This window comes from Allobosea sp. 47.2.35, from assembly GCF_024655635.1.
In the GTDB taxonomy this organism is placed as follows: domain Bacteria; phylum Pseudomonadota; class Alphaproteobacteria; order Rhizobiales; family Beijerinckiaceae; genus Allobosea.
The window spans coordinates 39,643-57,980 of the sequence record NZ_JANLGI010000012.1 but is presented as its reverse complement, the minus strand read 5'-3'; the positions used below and the strand labels follow the sequence as shown (position 1 = coordinate 57,980).

Annotated in this window: 10 protein-coding genes and 1 pseudogene; 6 read left to right on the top strand and 5 right to left on the bottom strand. The window is 68.2% G+C overall.

The window, feature by feature from the left end; genetic code table 11:
- Positions 1-15: 15 nt before the first annotated feature.
- Positions 16-5,274 (bottom strand): alpha-2-macroglobulin family protein, encoded by a 5,259-nt coding sequence (locus tag NUV79_RS15670; protein WP_257734030.1) that lies wholly within the window; start codon positions 5,272-5,274, stop codon positions 16-18.
- Between the two features lie 233 nt (positions 5,275-5,507).
- Between NUV79_RS15670 and NUV79_RS15665 the strand changes: the two genes are divergently transcribed.
- The 4 genes and pseudogenes from NUV79_RS15665 to NUV79_RS15650 all read left to right on the top strand — a co-directional run.
- The gene (locus NUV79_RS15665) at positions 5,508-6,944 is read left to right on the top strand and encodes a serine protease (RefSeq protein ID WP_257734029.1); all 1,437 of its coding nucleotides are present in this window, start codon (positions 5,508-5,510) and stop codon (positions 6,942-6,944) included.
- A gap of 128 nt (positions 6,945-7,072) precedes the next feature.
- Positions 7,073-8,065: a tripartite tricarboxylate transporter substrate binding protein gene (locus NUV79_RS15660; RefSeq protein WP_257734028.1), complete on the top strand. Its 993-nt coding sequence runs from the start codon at positions 7,073-7,075 to the stop codon at positions 8,063-8,065.
- An 87-nt stretch (positions 8,066-8,152) separates the two neighbouring features.
- Complete coding sequence (locus NUV79_RS15655; RefSeq protein ID WP_257734027.1) at positions 8,153-8,644, top strand: tripartite tricarboxylate transporter TctB family protein; 492 nt, start codon at positions 8,153-8,155, stop codon at positions 8,642-8,644.
- Between the two features lie 13 nt (positions 8,645-8,657).
- Positions 8,658-10,136, top strand: a pseudogene (locus tag NUV79_RS15650) (tripartite tricarboxylate transporter permease); the annotation flags it as partial.
- 60 nt (positions 10,137-10,196) lie between these two features.
- Here NUV79_RS15650 and NUV79_RS15645 read toward each other — a convergent pair.
- Positions 10,197-10,943, bottom strand: a complete 747-nt coding sequence (locus tag NUV79_RS15645) for an enoyl-CoA hydratase-related protein (protein ID WP_257734026.1) — start codon at positions 10,941-10,943, stop codon at positions 10,197-10,199.
- A gap of 187 nt (positions 10,944-11,130) precedes the next feature.
- Here NUV79_RS15645 and NUV79_RS15640 point away from each other — a divergent pair, with 187 nt between their 5' ends.
- A complete protein-coding gene (locus tag NUV79_RS15640; protein WP_257734025.1) occupies positions 11,131-13,203 on the top strand; it encodes a 3-hydroxyacyl-CoA dehydrogenase NAD-binding domain-containing protein in 2,073 nt (690 codons plus the stop codon).
- Between the two features lie 76 nt (positions 13,204-13,279).
- Positions 13,280-14,335 (top strand): DUF808 domain-containing protein, encoded by a 1,056-nt coding sequence (locus tag NUV79_RS15635; RefSeq protein WP_257734024.1) that lies wholly within the window; start codon positions 13,280-13,282, stop codon positions 14,333-14,335.
- Between the two features lie 6 nt (positions 14,336-14,341).
- Here the strand turns inward: NUV79_RS15635 and NUV79_RS15630 are convergent, their stop codons facing one another.
- The 3 genes from NUV79_RS15630 to NUV79_RS15620 form a co-directional block, all read right to left on the bottom strand.
- Positions 14,342-15,022, bottom strand: coding sequence for a nitroreductase (locus NUV79_RS15630; RefSeq protein ID WP_257734023.1), 681 nt, complete (start codon positions 15,020-15,022; stop codon positions 14,342-14,344).
- 93 nt (positions 15,023-15,115) lie between these two features.
- On the bottom strand, positions 15,116-16,501 hold the full coding sequence (locus tag NUV79_RS15625; RefSeq protein WP_257734022.1) for an FAD-binding oxidoreductase: 1,386 nt from the start codon (positions 16,499-16,501) through the stop codon (positions 15,116-15,118).
- A gap of 19 nt (positions 16,502-16,520) precedes the next feature.
- Positions 16,521-18,230 carry a lysine--tRNA ligase gene (locus NUV79_RS15620; RefSeq protein WP_257734021.1) on the bottom strand — a complete coding sequence of 570 codons (1,710 nt, stop codon included), beginning with the start codon at positions 18,228-18,230 and terminating at the stop codon, positions 16,521-16,523.
- Positions 18,231-18,338: the final 108 nt, after the last annotated feature.

Sequence of the window (18,338 nt, the reverse complement as noted above, 5' to 3'; positions counted from 1 at the left end):
TGCGCGTTCACGATCCTACCGCGCCGAGGTGATCTCCACCGCGCCGAAGCCGGTGCGGCCGAAGCGATCCGGCCGGTACATGTCCTCGATCACGGCGGCGGGGGAGACGTAGCGGCCGGGCGAGACGGCCCGCGCGATATAGGCGACGGTGTAGGAGAGCTTGTCGTTCCGCGAGCCGGGGCGCTCGAAGGCGGCGACATAGCGGTCGTCGCGCGCCTCGGTATGGACCGGGTAGACCTCCTGCTTGAGCCAGTCGAGACCCGCGACCGAGGCGCCTTCCGTCAGGTTGGCATTCTCGATCTCAAGCCCGGCCGGGACAGGATCGACCAGCAGCAGCCGGCCATAGCGCGGCGCCGCTTCCGCCACGGTCAACGCCACGACATAGCGCTCGTTCTGGCGCAGGCGGGCGGGATCGGCCTTCTCGCCCTTCATCGTGTAGATCACGCGCTCCAGCCCGAAACCCTGGTTCAGGGCCGGTTCCGGCGCGGTCGGGATGCCGGCGACGGTGATGACCGCCTGGGCATTGCCGGCGCCGGTTTTGGCGATGGTCAGCGACTTCGCCTCCAGCGCCTCGGCGGAGAGCGTGCGGTAGAGCGCACCCTTGCGGGCGGTGCCGTCGACCGTCAGCGTCATGCCCTCGGCGTCCTTGGCCATGGCCTGCGCCGCCAGCACCATCCACATCTGCTCCTGCGTCGAGGTGTAGCTGTAGCGGGCGCTGTTGCGGGTGGCATCGACGATCGAGACGGCGCGCGAGATATCGGCGCGCTCGCCATTGGCTTCCGCGATCAGGGCGAGTACGCCGGCGCCGTCACGCAGGCGGGAGCCGTAATCGGGACGGGAGAAGCCGTCGTCGCTCGCCTGCTGGAGGAGGCCAAGCGCGCTGCCGAAGGCGGCGCGGCCGCGGCCGCGATCGCCCAGCGCCGAGAGCGCTGCGCCGATCTGGGCGCGGGCGAGCGGCGTCGCGAAATCGCCGAGCTTGTTGTCGGCGAGATAGCGCAGGTCGCCCATCACCGGCCGGCCGTTGCGGGCGAGCACATAGAGCGCATAGGCGATGCCGGCCGCTTCCTCCTTGTTGATCTCGCTGGTGTTGACGACCTGATTGCGCAGGCGGTCGAGCGCGAGATTGAAGGCGATCTGCGGTACCGCGAACTGCTTCTCGCGGGCCCGGGTCAGGAAGTCGGTGACGAAGGCATCGAGCCAGAGATCGTCGCCGCCGACGCCCCAAAGGCCGAAGGAGCCGTTGCCGCCCTGTCGCGCGAGCACGCGCTCGATCGCGTTGACGACGCGCTCATCGGCCTTGTCGTCGAGCGCGAGCTGCTCCAGCGAGGCGAGCTGGTTGACCGCCAGCAGCGGCAGGGCGCGCGAGACGGTCTGCTCGGTGCAGCCATAAGGGTAGCGGTCGAGCGCCTTGAGTAGGGCGGGTACGTCGAGCGAGCCGAAGGGCGAAACGGTCACCGAGACCTGGCCGGAATTCGGCACGAGATCGGCCAGCAGGTCGGATGAGACGGTGATCGCCCCGCCATTGCCGGGGATGGCGCGGACGATGCGGCGCGCGATCGTCGCGGCCGAGGGCTGCACGCGCACGGCGAGGTTCTGTACGGTGCCGATGCCGTTCGGGCCGGAGACGCGCACGTCGAACTCGGCGCGGCCGAGGCCGGCGGCGGTGACCGGGATCGTCATCTGCGTCTTGGCGCCGGCGCCGAGTTGCATCGTGCGGCGAGTTGCGTCGGCGGCAACCAGAACCGGGCCCTTCACGTCGAGATCGACGGTGTAGGAACCGGCCGGACCCTCGACATTGTCGACCTGGAGATGGAAGCGCGACTGGTCACCGATGGCTAGGAAGCGCGGCAGCGTCGCCTGGGCGACGACCTGGTCGCGGATGATCACGTCGGCGCTGGCCTGGCCGGTGCGCCCGGCGGACCAGGCGACGCCCATCACGCGGACCGAGCCGTTGAAGGCCGGCAGGTCGAAATCGATCTTCGCCGTGCCGTCGGCCCCAACCTTGACCACGCCGGAATAGCGGGCGAGCGGGTCCTGCGTCGGCTTCTCGCCGTCCATCTTGGGCGCGGCGTCGCCGCCGGTGCGAATCGCACCGCGCGTGCCCTGCATGCCGTCGATCAGGTAGCCATAGAGGTCGCGCAGGTCATGGCCGAGCTGGCGCTGGCTGAAGAAAAACTTGCTGGGATCCGGGCTTTCGTAGCGGGTGAGGTTGAGGATGCCGATATCGACGGCGGCCAGCGTGACATAGGCTTCCTCGCCGGCCTTCATGCCGGTGACCTTGACCGGCAGCGAGAGCGTCGTGAGCGGGCGGACCAGCTTGGGCGCGCCGAGATCGAGCGCGAGCGTGCGCGTCTCCTTGCCGATCTGGAACCAGGAGAGGCCGATGGCGCGGCCGGGCAGGCGCTTGGCGGCGGCGTCCATCGGACGATGGGCGAGCACGACGAGATAGGCGCTGGCGCCCCATTCGGCCTTGACGGGAATGCTGGCCGAGGTGCCGCCCTCGGTGATGTCGATGGTGCGGATATCCGCGACCTTGTCGGTGACGACGGCGAGCGTCGCCTTGCCGGCGAAGCGTGGCGAGAGGCGGACCTGCAGGCTCTCGCCATCGGCGTAAGACGCCTTGTCGAGCGCGACATCGAGCACATCAGGCGTATCGGCCGTCTTGTCGCTCTCATAGCCGACGCTGAAGGAGACCGAGGTCTCGGCCGCCTCGTTGCCGTCGGAGGTGACGTCGAGCCGATAATTGCCCCATTCGACAGGCGCGGCGATCTTGGCGCCGGCCGCTTCCGCCACCGCGACCTCGCCATCGGCGACGCGGCGGGTGGTCTTGACGCCCTCATAGTTCCAGCGGCCGTCCTGGAAGAACCACTGGTAGTTGCGGCGGACCTTGGACAGCACCCATTTGACGCCGGGCCGGGCAAGGCGCTTGCCGTCTCCAGTCGCCATGATGACTTCGAAATTCGCGGTCTGGCCATTGCCGAGGTCGCCGTCGCGGAACAGCTTCTTCACGCCGATGGCGGCGCCCTTCGGCACGATCGGCAAGGTGACCGAGCGGGCGATGGCGCGCCCGCCGGGCTCGCCGACGCGCACGGTCACCTCGACTTCGAGCGGGCGGTTGGTGTCGGCCTGCTGGACGGGATTGGTGATCGTCGCCTTGCCGGCGGCGTCGGTCGTAGCGCTCTCCTCGAACTCGCTCTGGACCGGCTCGAAAGCCTCGTCGGTGAGGCCGACCTGATAGTCCTTGAAGCCGGGGATGGCGCTGGCGTCGGCAGCGCGGATCGTCATCGAACCGGTGACGTCGAGCTCGGAGCCCGGCGCGCCATAGAGATAGCGGGCGGCGACGTCGAGCTCGGCCGGCTGGCCGGCCTGGAGCAGCGGGGCCTTCGGCGTCAGCGTCAGCTCCAGCCGCTCGGGCACGTAATCCTCGACGAGGAAGGAGGTTTCGCCGATCGCCTGGCCCTTCGGGTCGGAATAGGCGAGGACGCGCCAGGTGCCGGTCGCCGAGCCCGAGACGAGCTGGATCGAATGGGCACGGCCGCCCGCGCCCTGATCCTCGACCTGGCGGCGGCGATGTTCGACGCCGTCGGGACGCTTGACGACGATGGTCAACGGCAGGCCGGTGACGGCGGCGCCCTTGGCATCGCGCAGGAGCGAGGTGAGATAGACCGTCTCGCCTGAGCGATAGACGCCGCGTTCGGTATAGAGATAGGCGTCGAGCCCGGCGGGGGCGACACGGCCCTTCACGCCACGATCGGAGAGGTCGAAGGCGGTCTGCTTGAGGTCGAGGAAGCCGTAATCCTCGGCGAGAGAGGCGGTGACGAGGCCGGGCGCATTGCCGCCCTGGCCCTTGCCCAATCCGGCGTCGAAACGGGCATAGCCGTTGCCGTCGGTCTTCGCGGTGCCGAGCACCTCGTTGTTGCGGGCGATCAGGCGCAGTTCGGCATTGGCGATCGGCTTGGCGTCGGCCAGCGAACGGGCGAGCACATGCACGCCGTCCGGGCCGGTGAAGGAGGTCAGGCCGAGATCGGAGACGACGAACCACTGCGTCGCGCGCGTCGAGCCGTCGTCATAGGAATCGCCGTCGTCGCTGGTGGGCGCGGCGGCCGGACCGCCCGAGGGCTTGGCGAACATCACGTAGACGCCGGGCTTCAAGCTGCCGACGGCTTCCGTCACCGGGAAGGCGGTGATCACGTCCTGATTCAATTCGGACTTCACGTCCATCGTGCCGGTCCAGACGGTCTGGCCCTTGTCGCTGGAGATTTGCCGGGCGGAATAGGAGCCGATCTGGCTGAGGAAATCCTCGGAATGGACGGAGTTGATCAGGTTGCGGTCGCCGATCCGCATGACTTCGAGATCGAGCTTGCCGGAATTGACCGAGACCACCGGGATGCCTTGCTGGCCGGTGCGCGGCAGCACGTAGTTCTTGCCAGTGAAGCGCACCGAGGGCGTGCGATCGCGGACATAGATCTCGTAATCGGCCGATTTCAGCAGGGTCTCGTCAGGGATGGCAGAGGGCACGCCCTGACGGATGACGATGGCATAGCGCTCGCCATGCTTGAGGCCGTCGACGCAGATCTGGCGGTCTTCGGCGCTGACGGCGAAATCGCCCTTGCCGCCCGAGATCGCCACGTATGGCGCGACATCGACGCGGCCGCGCGCCAGCGCCTCCGAGAATTCGAAGCAGGCGCGCGGGGAGGCGGCGTCGGAATCGGTCTTGTTCGAGAGCAGGCGGAAGCCGCGCTTTTCGCGCAAACTCTCATAGGAGCTCTGCAGGGCTGCGTTGGCGGCGAGGTCGAGGCTGAGCCGGTAGGTGGTCAGCGCCGGGCGCCAGAGCTCGTTCTTCTCGAAGGTGCGGGCGAGCACGCCGAGCGAGGCCGCCTCGTCATTGCGGTTGGTCGAGCGCTGATAGGCGAGATAGGCGGCGGCGACCGCGCGCTCGCGCAGTTCCCAGCGCTCGCGATAGTCGCGCGGCTCGATCGCATTGGCGGCGCGCGCCATCAGACGCCAGCCGGCGGCATTGCTGGAATCGGCGACGATCGCGGCATTGGCCTGGGGCAGGGCGGAGCGGGCATCGCCGCGGCCGAGCGCGATCTCGCCGGTGCGGATGGCGTCGATAGCCGAGCGGTTGCCGGCCGCGACCTCGCGCTTCAGCCGCTCTTCCAGGCGTTGGCCGTCGGCCTGCAGGTCGTTGCGGACATAAGCCTTCTGAGCGAGGGCAGGGGCCGCCGCCAGCGTGAGCGAGAGGGCGAGCGCGAGACGGGAAAGCAGGGTCATCGTCGGTCCTCTTCGTCGATCGGCCAGCCAAGGATCAGCGGGCATGGCTTCAGGCCGATGACGGCGTGAGACGGGGCCGGCAGGCTATCACCGTGCCGCGGGCGTTCAAGTCATGCGAATGCAGGTCGTGCGAGGTTAGGTGATGTCGCTACGAGAGTCGTTCGCCATGGTTGCGGCGCGGCGCGTTCTGACGCTCAATGCAGCCGCTTCGCCCGTGCTCAAGGACGAGACCCATGCTGCGCGCCACTCTCCAACCCCAGCGAATCACACTGCTCCGCAGTGTAGCGCTCTCGCTCGCGCTGCTGTCGGCGCCGTTCGCCAGCGCGCAGGCTCCCGCTCCAAATCCGCAGATGGCGGCGGCGCAGGCCGGATTCGAGGCGCTGCCCGAAGCCGAGCGCAAGGCGATCCAGAACGACCTGATTTGGGCCGGACAGTTCAACGGCGCGGTCTCAGGCTCCTATGGTCCGCTGACCTTCCGGGCGATCAATGCCTTCAAGGGCACGCGCGGTCCGGCCGACGGGCTGCTGCCGCCGGCCGAGCGGTCCGCGTTGGCCAAGGCGGCGCAGGCAGCGCGCGATGCGGCCGGGTTCAAGGTTCTGGCCGATGACAAGACCGGCGTGCAGATCGGCATCCCCACGAAGCTTCTTCCGAAGCGCGACGTGACGCCCTCCGGCGGCAGCCGCTGGCAGAGCGCCGACGAGAAGGTGACGCTCGACACTTCGACCACCTCGCCGGGCGGCGATGATCTCGCGGCGATCTTCGAGAAGGCGATCACCGTCAGCCCGAACAGCCCGCGCAAGATCACCTACAAACTGCTGCGGCCTGATTTCTTCGTCATCACAGGCGAGACGCCGACCGGGCGGTTCTATCGCCGGCTCTCGGCCGGGCCGCAGGGCCTGCGCGGCTTCTCGATCGGCTATGACAAGGCGCTGGCGCCGACCGTCGACAAGCTGGTCATCGCGATTGCAGCGAGCTTCGAGCCCTTCCCGACCGGGGCGGTTCCGGCCCAGCCTTCGGCGGTTGCCGGCACGGCGGCCAGCCCGTCCTCGGGATTGTCGTCGCTGCTCGCGCCGGCTGCGCGCAGTAATGAGCGCTATGGCGTCGCGCTGGCGCTGAACGAACGGATTGCCTTGAGCGCGGCTTCAGCGGTGGATAGCTGCCGCAGCCTGCGTGTCGGCAATCGTAACGCCAAGCTGCGCCTCAAGGATGACGCGAGCGGGCTCGTGCTGCTCGATCTGGAAGGCGCGGGCGCCGCGAAACCGCCGAGCCTGCGCAGCGAGACGGCGGGCGCGTCCGAGGCGCTGGTGCTGGTCGCCTATGGCAACGATGCCGGCAAGCGGGCCGCCGTCGCGCTGCCCGGGCAGGGCGTGCAGGCCGCCGGCAAGCCGGCGCTGCGGGCGCCACTCCAGCCGGGGCAGGCGGGTGCGCCGGCCTTTGACCGGCAGGGGCGGCTTGTCGGCATCGTGACCGACAATCCGTCCGACAAGATACTGATCGCCGGCGTCGCGCCGCAGCGCAGTTATGGCTTCGCCGATGCTGCTGCGATTCAGGCGATGCTCGGCAAGGCAGGCGTGTCGCTGCCGGCTGCTGCGGCCGGATCGGAGCTCAGCACCGGGGCGGTGGTGGAGCGGGTTTCCGGCGCGGTCCAGCCCGTCGTCTGCGGACTTTAGTCTCGGCCAAAATGAGAGGTTGTCACTGGCCGCGCGATCGGCTCAGATGACGCCCGTCACATCAAGGGAGCCCCGTCGCGGACGAGGAGCGCCCAGACACTAAATCGATTTAGCGGAGGAACTGGGGAATGACCGATTTCATCGACAGGCGAACTGTGCTCAAGGGCGCGGCGGCAGCCGGCGCGAGCCTGATCGCGGCGCCTGCCATCGCGCAGGCAAACTACCCGTCGCGGCCGATCACCATGGTCTGCCCATGGGGCGCGGGCGGCGGCACGGACGCGACCGCGCGCATCGTCGCGCAGCTCCTGGAAAAGGACCTCGGCCAGCCGGTCAACGTGGTCAACCGCACGGGTGGCTCCGGCGTGGTCGGGCACTCGGCCATCGCGACCGCGGCGCCGGACGGCTACAATATCGGCATGCTGACGGTCGAGATCGCCATGATGCACCATCAGGGCCTGACCGACCTGAAATCGACCAGTTACACCTCGCTGGCATTGATGAACGAGGACCCGCCGGGCGTGCAGGTCTCGACCGCCAGCCCCTACAAGGACATCAAGGCGCTGGCCGACGCGATCAAGGCCGCACCTCCCGGCAAGCTCAAGGCATCGGGCACCGGCCAGGGCGGCATCTGGCATCTCGCCCTGATCGGCTGGCTCGTCGCCATGGGCCTGAAGCCTGATCATGTTGCCTGGGTCCCGTCGAACGGCGCGGCGCCCGGCATGCAGGATCTGGCGGCCGGCGGCATCGATATCGTCACCTGCTCGGTGCCGGAAGCACGCGCGATGATCGACGCAGGCAAGGCCAAGTCGCTGGCGATCATGGCGAGCGCACGCAACCCGCAGTTCAAGGACGTGCCGACGCTCAACGAGACGCTCGGCATCAACTACTCGATCGGCGCCTGGCGCGGCATCGGCGCGCCGAAGGGCCTGCCGCCCGAGATCGCGGCCAAGCTGACGGCGGCGCTGAAGAAGGCCTTCGACTCCAAGGACTATCAGGACTTCATGAATTCCCGTGGCTTCGGGATGAAGTTCGCGGACGGGCCGGGCTTCGCTTCCTTCATGGCCGCGAGCGACACCTCCATGGCCTCCGCCATGAAGGCGGCAGGTCTCGCCAAGGGCTAAAGCGGCACCAGACCAACGACGCCGGGAGCAAGCAGCTCCCGGCGTTTTCGTCTCGTCATGATCTGATCGTCCAGGGAGGTTGCGCCCTTGCAACTATCCGACCGCATTACCGGCTCAGCGATCGCCGCGCTTGGAGCTACCGCTTTCTTCTACGGCTCGAAACTGCCGCCGGTGCCCGGCCAGCAGGTCGGGCCCTCCGCCTTTCCGATGGTCGTCGGCGCCGGGCTCGTCATCTGCGGCAGCCTGATCGTCTTCGGGATCGGGCGCCATTTCGAGGAGGTCGCCGAGGCTGACGTGGTCAGTCACGCGACGCCGGAGGAACTCGTGCCGGTGCCGGCCTGGCGCAACTGGCTGGCCCTGCTGCCGCCGGCCCTGCTCGCCTTCTATGCGCTCGCCTCGGAGACGCTCGGTTTCCTGCCGACGACCGCGATCATGGTGCTCACCTGCAGCCTCGCCTTCGGCGCGAAGCCCAAGCTCGCGGTGCCGCTCGCGATCATCGCGCCCTTCGTAATCAACCTGATCTTCCTCAAGCTGCTGCGTGTGCCCTTGCCCGGCGGCATGCTGCCCTTCCCCTGGTGAGCGAGGCCTGACGATGGATACCGTCATCAAGGCCTTCGGGCTGGTTTTCCAATTCGACGTGATGATCGCGATCGTGGCGTCGGCCTTCTACGGGCTGACTGTCGGCGCGTTGCCCGGCCTGTCCGCCACCATGGCGACGGCGCTGCTCGTGCCGGTCACCTTCTATCTCTCGCCGATCGCGGCGATCGCGACGATCATCACGGCTTCCGCCATGGCGATCTTCTCCGGCGATATTCCGGGCTGCCTCCTGCGCATCCCCGGCACGCCGGCCTCGGCCGCCTATACCGACGAAGCCTACGCGATGACGCGCAAGGGTCAGGCGGAGACGGCGCTCGGCATCTGCCTGTGGTTCTCGGCGCTGGGCGGCATCGCCGGCACGCTCTCGCTGATGCTGATCGCGCCGCTTCTGGCCGAGATGGCCCTGTCCTTCTCGACCTATGAGAATTTCTGGCTCGCGATGCTCGGCCTGATGTGCTCGACGCTGGTGGCGCGCTCCTCGCCGATCAAGGCGATCGCGGCGATGCTGCTCGGCCTGCTGATCACCTGCATCGGCATCGACAATCCCGGCGGCGTGCCGCGCTTCACCTTCGGCTCGACCAACCTCCTGGGCGGCATAGAGGTCATCCCGGCGCTGGTCGGCGTCTTCGCGCTGGCCGAGGTGATGCGCTCGCTGACCGAGCGCGACCCGCCGAAGATCGAGAACCGCAAGCTCGGTTCGATCCTCAAGGGGCAGTGGAAGCTCACCAAGGAATATCCGAAGCAGCAGGCGCGCGGAAACATCGTCGGCATCATCATCGGCGTGCTGCCGGGCGCCGGCGCCGACATGGCGGCCTGGGTTAGCTATGCCATGGCCAAGCGTTTCTCGAAGACGCCGGAAAAGTTCGGCACCGGCCATCCGGAAGGGCTGATCGAGGCCGGCGCCTCCAACAACGCCTCGCTCGCCTCGGGCTGGGTGCCGGCGCTGCTCTTCGGCATTCCCGGCGACACAATCACCGCGATCGCGATCGGCGTGCTCTACATGAAGGGGCTGAATCCCGGGCCGACGCTGTTCACCAGCCAGGCCGAGAGCATGTACGCGCTCTACATCATCTTCATCCTCGGTAACATCATCATGATCCCCTTCGGCATCATCATGATCCGGCTGGCGAGCAAGGTCGTCGGCGCGCCGCGCTCGGCGGTGATGCCGGTGATCATGATCTTCTGCGCGGTCGGCGCCTTCGCCACGGCGGGCAACAACCTGTTCGCGGTCTGGTGCGTCGCCTTCTTCGGCGTGTTCGGCTTCGTGATGGAGAAGAACGGTTATCCAGTCGCGGCGATGGTGCTCGGCATCGTCATGGGCACGATGGTGGAGCAGAACTTCGTGACCTCGCTGATCAAGTCGGACGGATCGGTCCTGCCCTTCTTCGACCGGCCGGTCTCGTCGGTGCTGGCGGCGATGACCTTCGCCGCGCTGCTCTGGCCGGTTTTCGCCTGGACGCGCGACTGGCTGAAGGGGCGCAGGCGGGTGGTGGGGGGGGGGGGGGGGGGGCCCGCCCCCCCCCCCCCCCACGCCTCACTTCTTCAGGAAGGCCATGAAGGCCGCCATGGCCTCGGGCGATTTCAGGCGCTCGCCGAAATGGCGGGCCTCGGTCGCGATGGTCTCGGCCACGGCCTGGGCCGAACCACGCTTCAGCAGCATCTTGGTCAAGGCCAACGATTCCGGCGGCAGCGCGGCCAGCGCCTTCGCCTTGGCGAGGCCGGCTTCCAGCGCCGTGCCGTCCTCGGTCACCGTGTTGACGAGGCCGGCCGCGGCAGCCGTCTCGGCATTGAAGGCCTCGCCCAGCATCAGCAGCTCGGCCGCCCTCTTCGAGCCTGCGACGAGCGGCAGCAGGTAGCTCGATCCGCCTTCGGGGCATAAGCCCAGCGTCACGAAGGGCAGGCGGAAAGTGGCCGAGCGGGCCGCGAAGGCGAGGTCGCAATGCAGCAGCATCGTGGTGCCGATGCCGACCGCGAAGCCTTCGACCGCCGCGACGATCGGCTTCTTCGCGGTCGAGATCACTTCCAGGAAATCGATGGCGACGCGCGGGCCCTCGCCGGCCGCGGCGGCCATGGCGAAATCCTTGATGTCGTTGCCGCTGGTGAAGGTGCCGCCGGCCCCGGTCAGCAGGATGGCGCGCACGGAGGCGTCGGCCTCGGCGGCAGCGATCGCCGCGATCAGCCCGGCATAGCTCGCGCGGTCGAGCGCGTTCTTGCGCTCCGGCCGGTTCATGGTGACCTGCACCACGCCGGCCGCGACGGTTTCGCTCAGCACTTCGCTCATCGGTCCGCTCCTGATTGTCGTGCCGGGATCGCATGGGCCTTCGCCGGGGGTCAAGCGAGGCCGGATGCGCCTTTCGTCGCCGACCGGCGCTTGACATCGCGCGGCCCGGATTCTCCCTTGCCTGCCCAGACGCCTTCGCTGCCTTGGCTTGCGAGTCGGGCGCAAGATAGGGATTGCGGAGACGTCGATGACGAAGGTTCAGCTTGAAGTTCGCGGCAAGGTCGCGATCGCCACCATCGACAACCCCCCGGTCAACGCTCTGGGCGCGGCCGTGCGTGAAGGGCTGGCGAGCGCCATCAAGCAAGCCAATGCCGACAAGGCGGTCGCCGCGATCGTCATCGCCTCCGCCGGCAAGGCCTTCATTGCCGGCGCCGACATCAGCGAGTTCGGCAAGCCTCCGGCTCCGCCGTTGCTGCCTGATCTGCTCGACGCGATCGAGGCGTCAACCAAGCCGGTCGTCGCGGCGATCCAGGGCGTCGCGCTCGGCGGCGGCCTGGAGGTCGCGCTCGCCTGCCATGGGCGCGTCGCGCTGCCGGCAGCCAAGCTCGGCCTGCCCGAAATCAAGCTCGGGCTCATTCCCGGCGCCGGCGGCACGCAGCGCCTGCCGCGCCTGATCGGGGCGGCCAAGGCCTTCCCGATGATGCTCTCGGGCGAGCCGATCTCGGCTGGCAAGGCGCTGGAATACGGTTTGCTCGACGAGGTGGTTTCCAGCGATGTCATGGCCGCCGCGATCCGGCTGGCCGAGGCGCTGGCGGCGGAGGGGCGACGCCCGGTGACGAGCGCAGCCACCGGCGAATTGACCGAAGCGGACCGCGAGGCTTTCGAGGCCCTGGCGAAGGACGCCGTGAAGAAGGCCGAGGGCATGCCAAACGTGCCGGCGCTGGTCGAGGCCGTGCGGGCGAGCTTCATGCTGCCTTTCGCGGAAGGAGCGGCGGTGGAGCGCAAGCTCTTCCTGTCGCTGCTCGTCGACGAGCGTTCGAAGGCGCTGCGCCATGTCTTCTTCGCCGAGCGCGAGGTCGCGAAGGTTCCCGGTATCGGGCCTGAGGTGAAGCCGCGCGAGATCACCAGCGCGGCCGTGATCGGCGCCGGCACCATGGGCGGCGGCATCGCGATGTGCTTCGCCAATGCCGGCATCCCGGTAACGCTGATCGAGACGGCGCAGGCCGCGCTCGACAATGGCGTCAACCGCATCGGCGCGATCTACGACATCTCGGTTTCGCGGGGATCGCTGACGCCGGAGGCGAAGGCCGGGCGCATGAAGCTGATCAAGCCGGCGGTCGGGCTCGCGGCTGCGGCCGGCGCCGATATCGTGGTCGAGGCGGCCTTCGAGGAGATGGGCGTCAAGCAGCAGATCTTCGGTGAGCTCGACAAGGTGGCGAAGCCCGGCGCGATCCTTGCCAGCAACACCTCCTATCTCGACGTGCCCACCATCGCGGCGGCGACGAAGCGCCCGCAGGATGTGATCGGCATGCATTTCTTCAGCCCGGCCAATGTCATGAAGCTCCTGGAGATCGTTCGGCCGAAGGGTTCGGCGGACGATGCCATCGCGACCGCCGTCGCGCTCGGCCGCAAGCTCGGCAAGGTGCCGGTCGTGGTCGGCAATGGCTTCGGCTTCGTCGGCAACCGCATGCTGGAGCAGCGCACGCGCGCCGCCGAGCGCCTGCTGGTCGCCGGTGCCCTGCCGCATGAGGTCGATGCCGCGCTGGTCGGCTTCGGCTTCAAGATGGGGCCCTTCGCCATGGCCGATCTCGCCGGCAACGATATCGGCTGGCGCTCACGCAAGGCGCGCGGTCTCAAGGCCGCGGTGGCCGACGCGATCTGCGAGGCCGGCTGGTTCGGCCAGAAGACCGGGCGCGGCTATTACATCTATCCGCAAGGCGCGCGCGCCGGCCAGCGCTGCCCCGAGGTCGAGGCGCTGATCGCCCGCATCTCGGCCGAGCAGGGCGTGACGCGGCGCAGTTTCACGCAGGAGGAGATTCTCGCTCGCCTGCTCGACCCGATGGTGAACGAGGGCGCGCGCATCCTGGAGGAGGGCATCGCGGCGCGGCCGGGCGACATCGATATCGTCTGGATCAACGGCTATAACTGGCCGGCCTGGCGCGGCGGGCCGATGTTCTGGGCTGACAGCGTCGGGCTCGACGTCATCGTCAAGCGGCTGGAAGCGCAGGTTGTCGAGATCGGTGACAAGGCGCTGGAGCCGGCGCCGCTGCTCCGGCGCCTCGCGGCAGAGGGTAAGGGTTTCGCCAGCCTGAAGGGGTGATGGGGCGCGCTGTCATTGCGATGAGCGAAAACCGCTCTATCCTCGCCTGATCCGATAACCTTCCGAGGAGAGCCGCTTGGCTTCGGGGCTGTTTGCGCTGCTGGACGACGTCGCCGGCATCGCCAAGATCGCGGCGTCCTCCGTCGACGATGTCGTCGCACAGGCCGGCAAGGCCGGAGCCAAGGCTGCCGGCGTCGTGATCGACGACGCGGCGGTGACGCCGCGCTATGCCGTCGGCTTCGCTGCCGCCCGTGAGCTGCCGATCATCTGGCGGATTGCGATGGGCTCGCTGCGCAACAAGCTGCTCATCCTGCTGCCCGGCGCGCTCGTTCTGGCGCTGGTTGCACCCTGGGCGATCACGCCACTATTGATGGCGGGCGGCGTCTTCCTCTGCTTCGAAGGCGCTGAGAAGCTCCTGGAGCTGGTCATGCCGCATGGTGCCCATGGCGACGGCAAGGCCGGCGAGGCGACCGGCGATCCGGCGGCGCTCGAACAGCAGAAGATCGCTGGTGCGGTGAAGACGGATTTCATCCTCTCGGCCGAGATCATGGCGATCACGCTGGCCGGCGTCGCCGACCAGTCCTTCTGGATGAAGGCGTCGGTGCTCGCCATCGTCGGCATCGGCATCACCGTCGTGGTCTATGGCGTCGTCGCGCTGATCGTGAAGGCGGATGATGCCGGCATGGCACTTGCCGCCAACCAGCGGCCGGCGACGAGCCTGCTCGGCCTGCGGCGGCTGGAAGCCGGCGAGGCGGGAGCGCTCGACCGCGCCCTGTCATGGCTGACGCAGCCTTTCGGACGCGGCCTCGTCGTCGCCATGCCGCATTTCCTCAACCTGCTCGGCGTGGTCGGCACGGCCGCGATGCTCTGGGTCGGTGGCGGCATCATCATCCATGGGCTGGAAGAATATGGCCTCAGCGGCCTTGGCCATGGCGTCCACGATCTCGCGGTCGCGGCAGGGCGCGCTTTGCCGGCAGCGCTGGCCGGTGCCGGCGAATGGCTGGCCGGGGCGGCGCTCGCGGCCGTGTTCGGTGTGATCGTCGGCGGCCTCACCATCGTCGCGATGCACTGGCTGGTCGGGCCGGTGGTGAAGCTGTTCCGGAAGGATGCGGCGGCACAGACGGGCGTCTGACGCGCTTCAATCCAGCCAGGTTGTGAAGCCCTCGACCGGCTCGCGTTCGGGCACGAGGCGGTTGGCCGGGGCGTCGGGATCGGCCTTGCCGATGGCGATGCCGCAGACCACGACCTCGTCCTCGGGGATTTCGAGCTCGCGCCGGACGATCGGGTGGAACTGCGCGAAGATCGCCTGCGGGCAGGAATCGAGCCCGTGACCCTGTGCGGCGATCAGCAGGGTCTGGATAAACATGCCGAGGTCGAGCCAGGAGCCGATCTCCAGATCGCGATCGATGGTCAGCATCAGCGCGACCGGCGCATCGAAGAATCGCAGGTTGGCGGCGGTCTGGCGCTTCATGCCCTCGGTATCGCCCTTCACCACGCCGAGCAGGCTGTAGAGGTCCCAGCCGACCTTGCGGCGGCGCGCCAGATATGGCTCGCGGAACTGCGCGGGATAGTAGCGGTATTCCTCGACGCCGGGGCGCCCGCCGGCATCGAGCGCGCCGAGCAGCGCGGCTTCGAGGCGAGCGCGCGATTGCGGGCCGATCACACGGAGCTTCCAGGGCTGCATATTGGTGCCGGAAGGAGCCTGCGCCGCCAGGTCGATCAGGCGGCGGACGAGGGCTGGCTCGACCGGATCGGGCAGGAAGGCGCGGATGGCGCGGCGCGCGCGGATGGCACGCTCGATGGCTTGGTCAGGCGTCATCTCGTCGATCATGCCCTGCGCATTCCCCGATCCGTCATGGTGCGTGAGTCTGGCAGAGCCGCTCGTTCGGCGCCATAGCCCTAAAGTCGCCGCTCAGGCCGGCAGGATGCGCCCGCGATTGAGGATGTTGCCGGGGTCGAGCGTGCGCTTCAGCGTCGTCATCAGCGCGAGCTCGGCATCCGAGCGGCTCATGCCGAGATAGGGCCGCTTGAGCACGCCGACGCCATGCTCGGCCGATATGCTGCCCTGCTTCTCGCGGACGAGCTCGTAGACGATCTCGGCGAAGCCGGAGAGATCGCCGGTCTCGTCGTGGAGCGAGAGATGCAGGTTGCTGTCGGCGAGATGGCCGAAGACGATCGGGAAGGCCGTGGCACTGCGCGCCTTGACCCGCTGGCGCAGCAGGGCGACCGCATCCGCCATGGCGCCGAGCGGTATGCTGACGTCGAAATGTACGCCGGGCGGCAGGTCGCGATAGAACTCGTAATTTGCTTCGCGATAGGCCCAGAAGCGCTGCCGGTCGCGGCCGGATTGCGCGATCAGGGCATCGTCGAGCAAGCCTTCTTCCGCCAGCTCGGCCAAGGCTTCGGCGAAGGTCTCCTCGCCCGTGCTGCCCGGCCCCATCGCGGCCTCGATGACGAGGACGAGTTCGGGCTCCCCGGCAAAGGGAACGGGCAGGCCGCCCTGCTCGGTCGCGGCCTTCATGTATTCCGACCACATCGCCTCGAAGGCGAGCAGACCGCCGCCGAGCTGGCCTTCAAGGCGGTTGAGCGCCGCGAGCGCATTGGCGACGCTGCCGGCGGCGCAGAGCGCGGTCTGCGTGCCGGTGACTGCCGGTTGCAGGGCGAGCAGCACGCGGGTGACGATGCCGAGCGTGCCCTCGCTGCCGATGAAGAGCTGCGTCCAGTCATAGCCGGCATTGTTCTTCACCACCTTCTTGAGATGGCTGACGATGCGCCCATCGGCCATCACCGCTTCCAAGCCGAGCACGTTGCGGCGGGTCATGCCGTAGCGCAGCACCTGCACGCCCCCGGCATTGGTGGCGACATTGCCGCCGATGGTGCAGGTTCCGCGCGCGCCGAGATCGACGCCATAGAGGAAGCCGGCAGTCGCCGCCTTCTCCTGCACGACCGCGAGCGGCGTGCCGGCGAGCACGGTCATGGTCCGCGTCACCGGATCGATCTCCTCGACGCCGGTCATCTTCTCGAGCGAGAGCGCGACTTCGCCGGCTTGCGGCGCCGCGCCACCAGCCAGGCCGGTCATACCGCCCTGGACGACGACGGGAAACGCATGCCGCGAGCAGATCGCCAGCACCGCAGCAACCTCCTCCGTCGTCCTGGGCATGACGAGGAGGGCCGGTAGGCCCTCTTCGGCCTTCGAGGCGTCCTTGCGGTTGCGGGCGGGGATCGCCTCGCCGCTGCGCAGGCCACCGGAGCCAACCACCTCCGCCAGCGCCGCGAGCGCGTCGTCGGGAATGGTCATGGCAGGCTCCGTCGGTTCGTCAGTCGGCTTTGCGCGCCGCGAGGAAGGCGGCGTGTTCCTTGACCAGATCGCCGGCCAGCGCCTTGGCGATCAGGGCGCGGGTATTGGGCAGGCCGTAGATCGCGGCGAAGGAGCCGAAGCGCGGGCCCTGATCCTCCCCGAACATCACCTGATAGATCGCCTTCCACCAGTCGCCGGAGACGCCCGGCCGCTCCGGCGTCGCATTCTTGGCGGTGAGGTTCTGGTAGCGCGGGATGGCGCGGGCGACGTCGAGCGCCGTGTCCTGCACCATCTCGGGCGTCGGATCGGCCGGCAGGGCTGCCAAGGCGGCGTCGAGCTTGGTGAAGGCGTTGCGTTCGACCTCGTCGGCCGCGCGATAGTTTTTCGCCGGCTTCACGAAATCGCGGAAATAGGCGATCGCGTAGCCGACCAGCGCGTCGAGGCGGGGATGCGTCTCCGGCGACATGCCCGGCGCATAGCGCTGGAGGAAGCCCCAGAGCACGGCCTTGTCCTCGGAATTCGCGACGGCGACGAGGTTCATCAGCAGGCCGAAGGTGACCTGCGTGCGGACGGTGTTGTCGCCTTCGCCCGAGGCGATGACCTCCGGCGCCGGGGGATTGCCGGCATGGATGTGCCAGACGGGGTTGCCGAGGCGGTTCTTCCAGTCCTGCTTCTCGTAGCCGCCGAGGAACTGGAGATATTCGTCGACCGCGCGCGGGATCACGTCGAAATGCAGCTTCTTGGCCTCGCGCGGGCGTTGGAACATGTAGAGCGCCAGGCTCTCCGGCGGGCCATAGGTCAGCCAGTCCTCGATGGTCAGGCCGTTGCCCTTCGACTTCGAGATCTTCTGGCCCTGCTCGTCGAGGAAGAGCTCGTAGTTGAAGCCGTCCGGCGGGGTGCCGTCGAGCGCGCGCGCGATCTGCGAGGAGACCTTGACCGAGTCGATCAGGTCCTTGCCGGCCATCTCGTAATCGACGCCGAGCGCGACCCAGCGCATCGCCCAGTCCGGCTTCCATTGCAGCTTCACATGGCCGCCGGTGACCGGGGAGACGAAGCGCTCCTTCGTGTCGGGATCGGTCCAGGCGATGGTGCCGGCCTCGACATCGACCTCGTCGATCGGCACCTGCATGACGATACGCGTCTTCGGGTGGATCGGCAGGAAGGGCGAATAGGTCGCGGCCCGCTCCTCGCGCAGCGTCGGCAGCATGATCTTCATCATGGCGTCGTAGCGGGCGAGCATCTTGAGCAGCGTCGCGTCGAACTCGCCGGCACGATACGAGTCGGTCGAGGACTTGAACTCGTAGTCGAAGCCGAAGCTGTCGAGGAAGGCGCAGAGCCGCGCATTGTTGTGGCGGCCGAACGAGTCATGCGTGCCGAACGGGTCCGGCACCTCGGTCAGCGGCTTGCCGAGATTGGCCGCGAGCAGCTCCTTGTTGGGCACGTTGTCCGGCACCTTGCGCAGGCCGTCCATGTCGTCTGAGAAGGCGACGAGCCGCGTCGGGATCGTGTTGCCGGTCAGCACCTGGAAGGCGTGGCGGACCATCGATGTGCGCGCGACCTCGCCGAAGGTGCCGATATGCGGCAGACCGGAAGGGCCGTAGCCGGTTTCGAAGATCACCGATTTCTTGCCGGATTTCTCGATGCGGGCCACGAGCTTGCGCGCCTCCTCGAACGGCCAGGCGGCCGAACGCTGGGCGGCGTCAACGAGGGCTGCGTCGAAGGCGGGCATGAGGGGCGGTGTCCTCTCCTGAGTGAGAAAGCGATATCGCTTATGCGAAGAGCCGGCTTTCGCAGATTGCGAAGGGTGCCGTCAATGCGAGAAGGCACTTGAGATGCG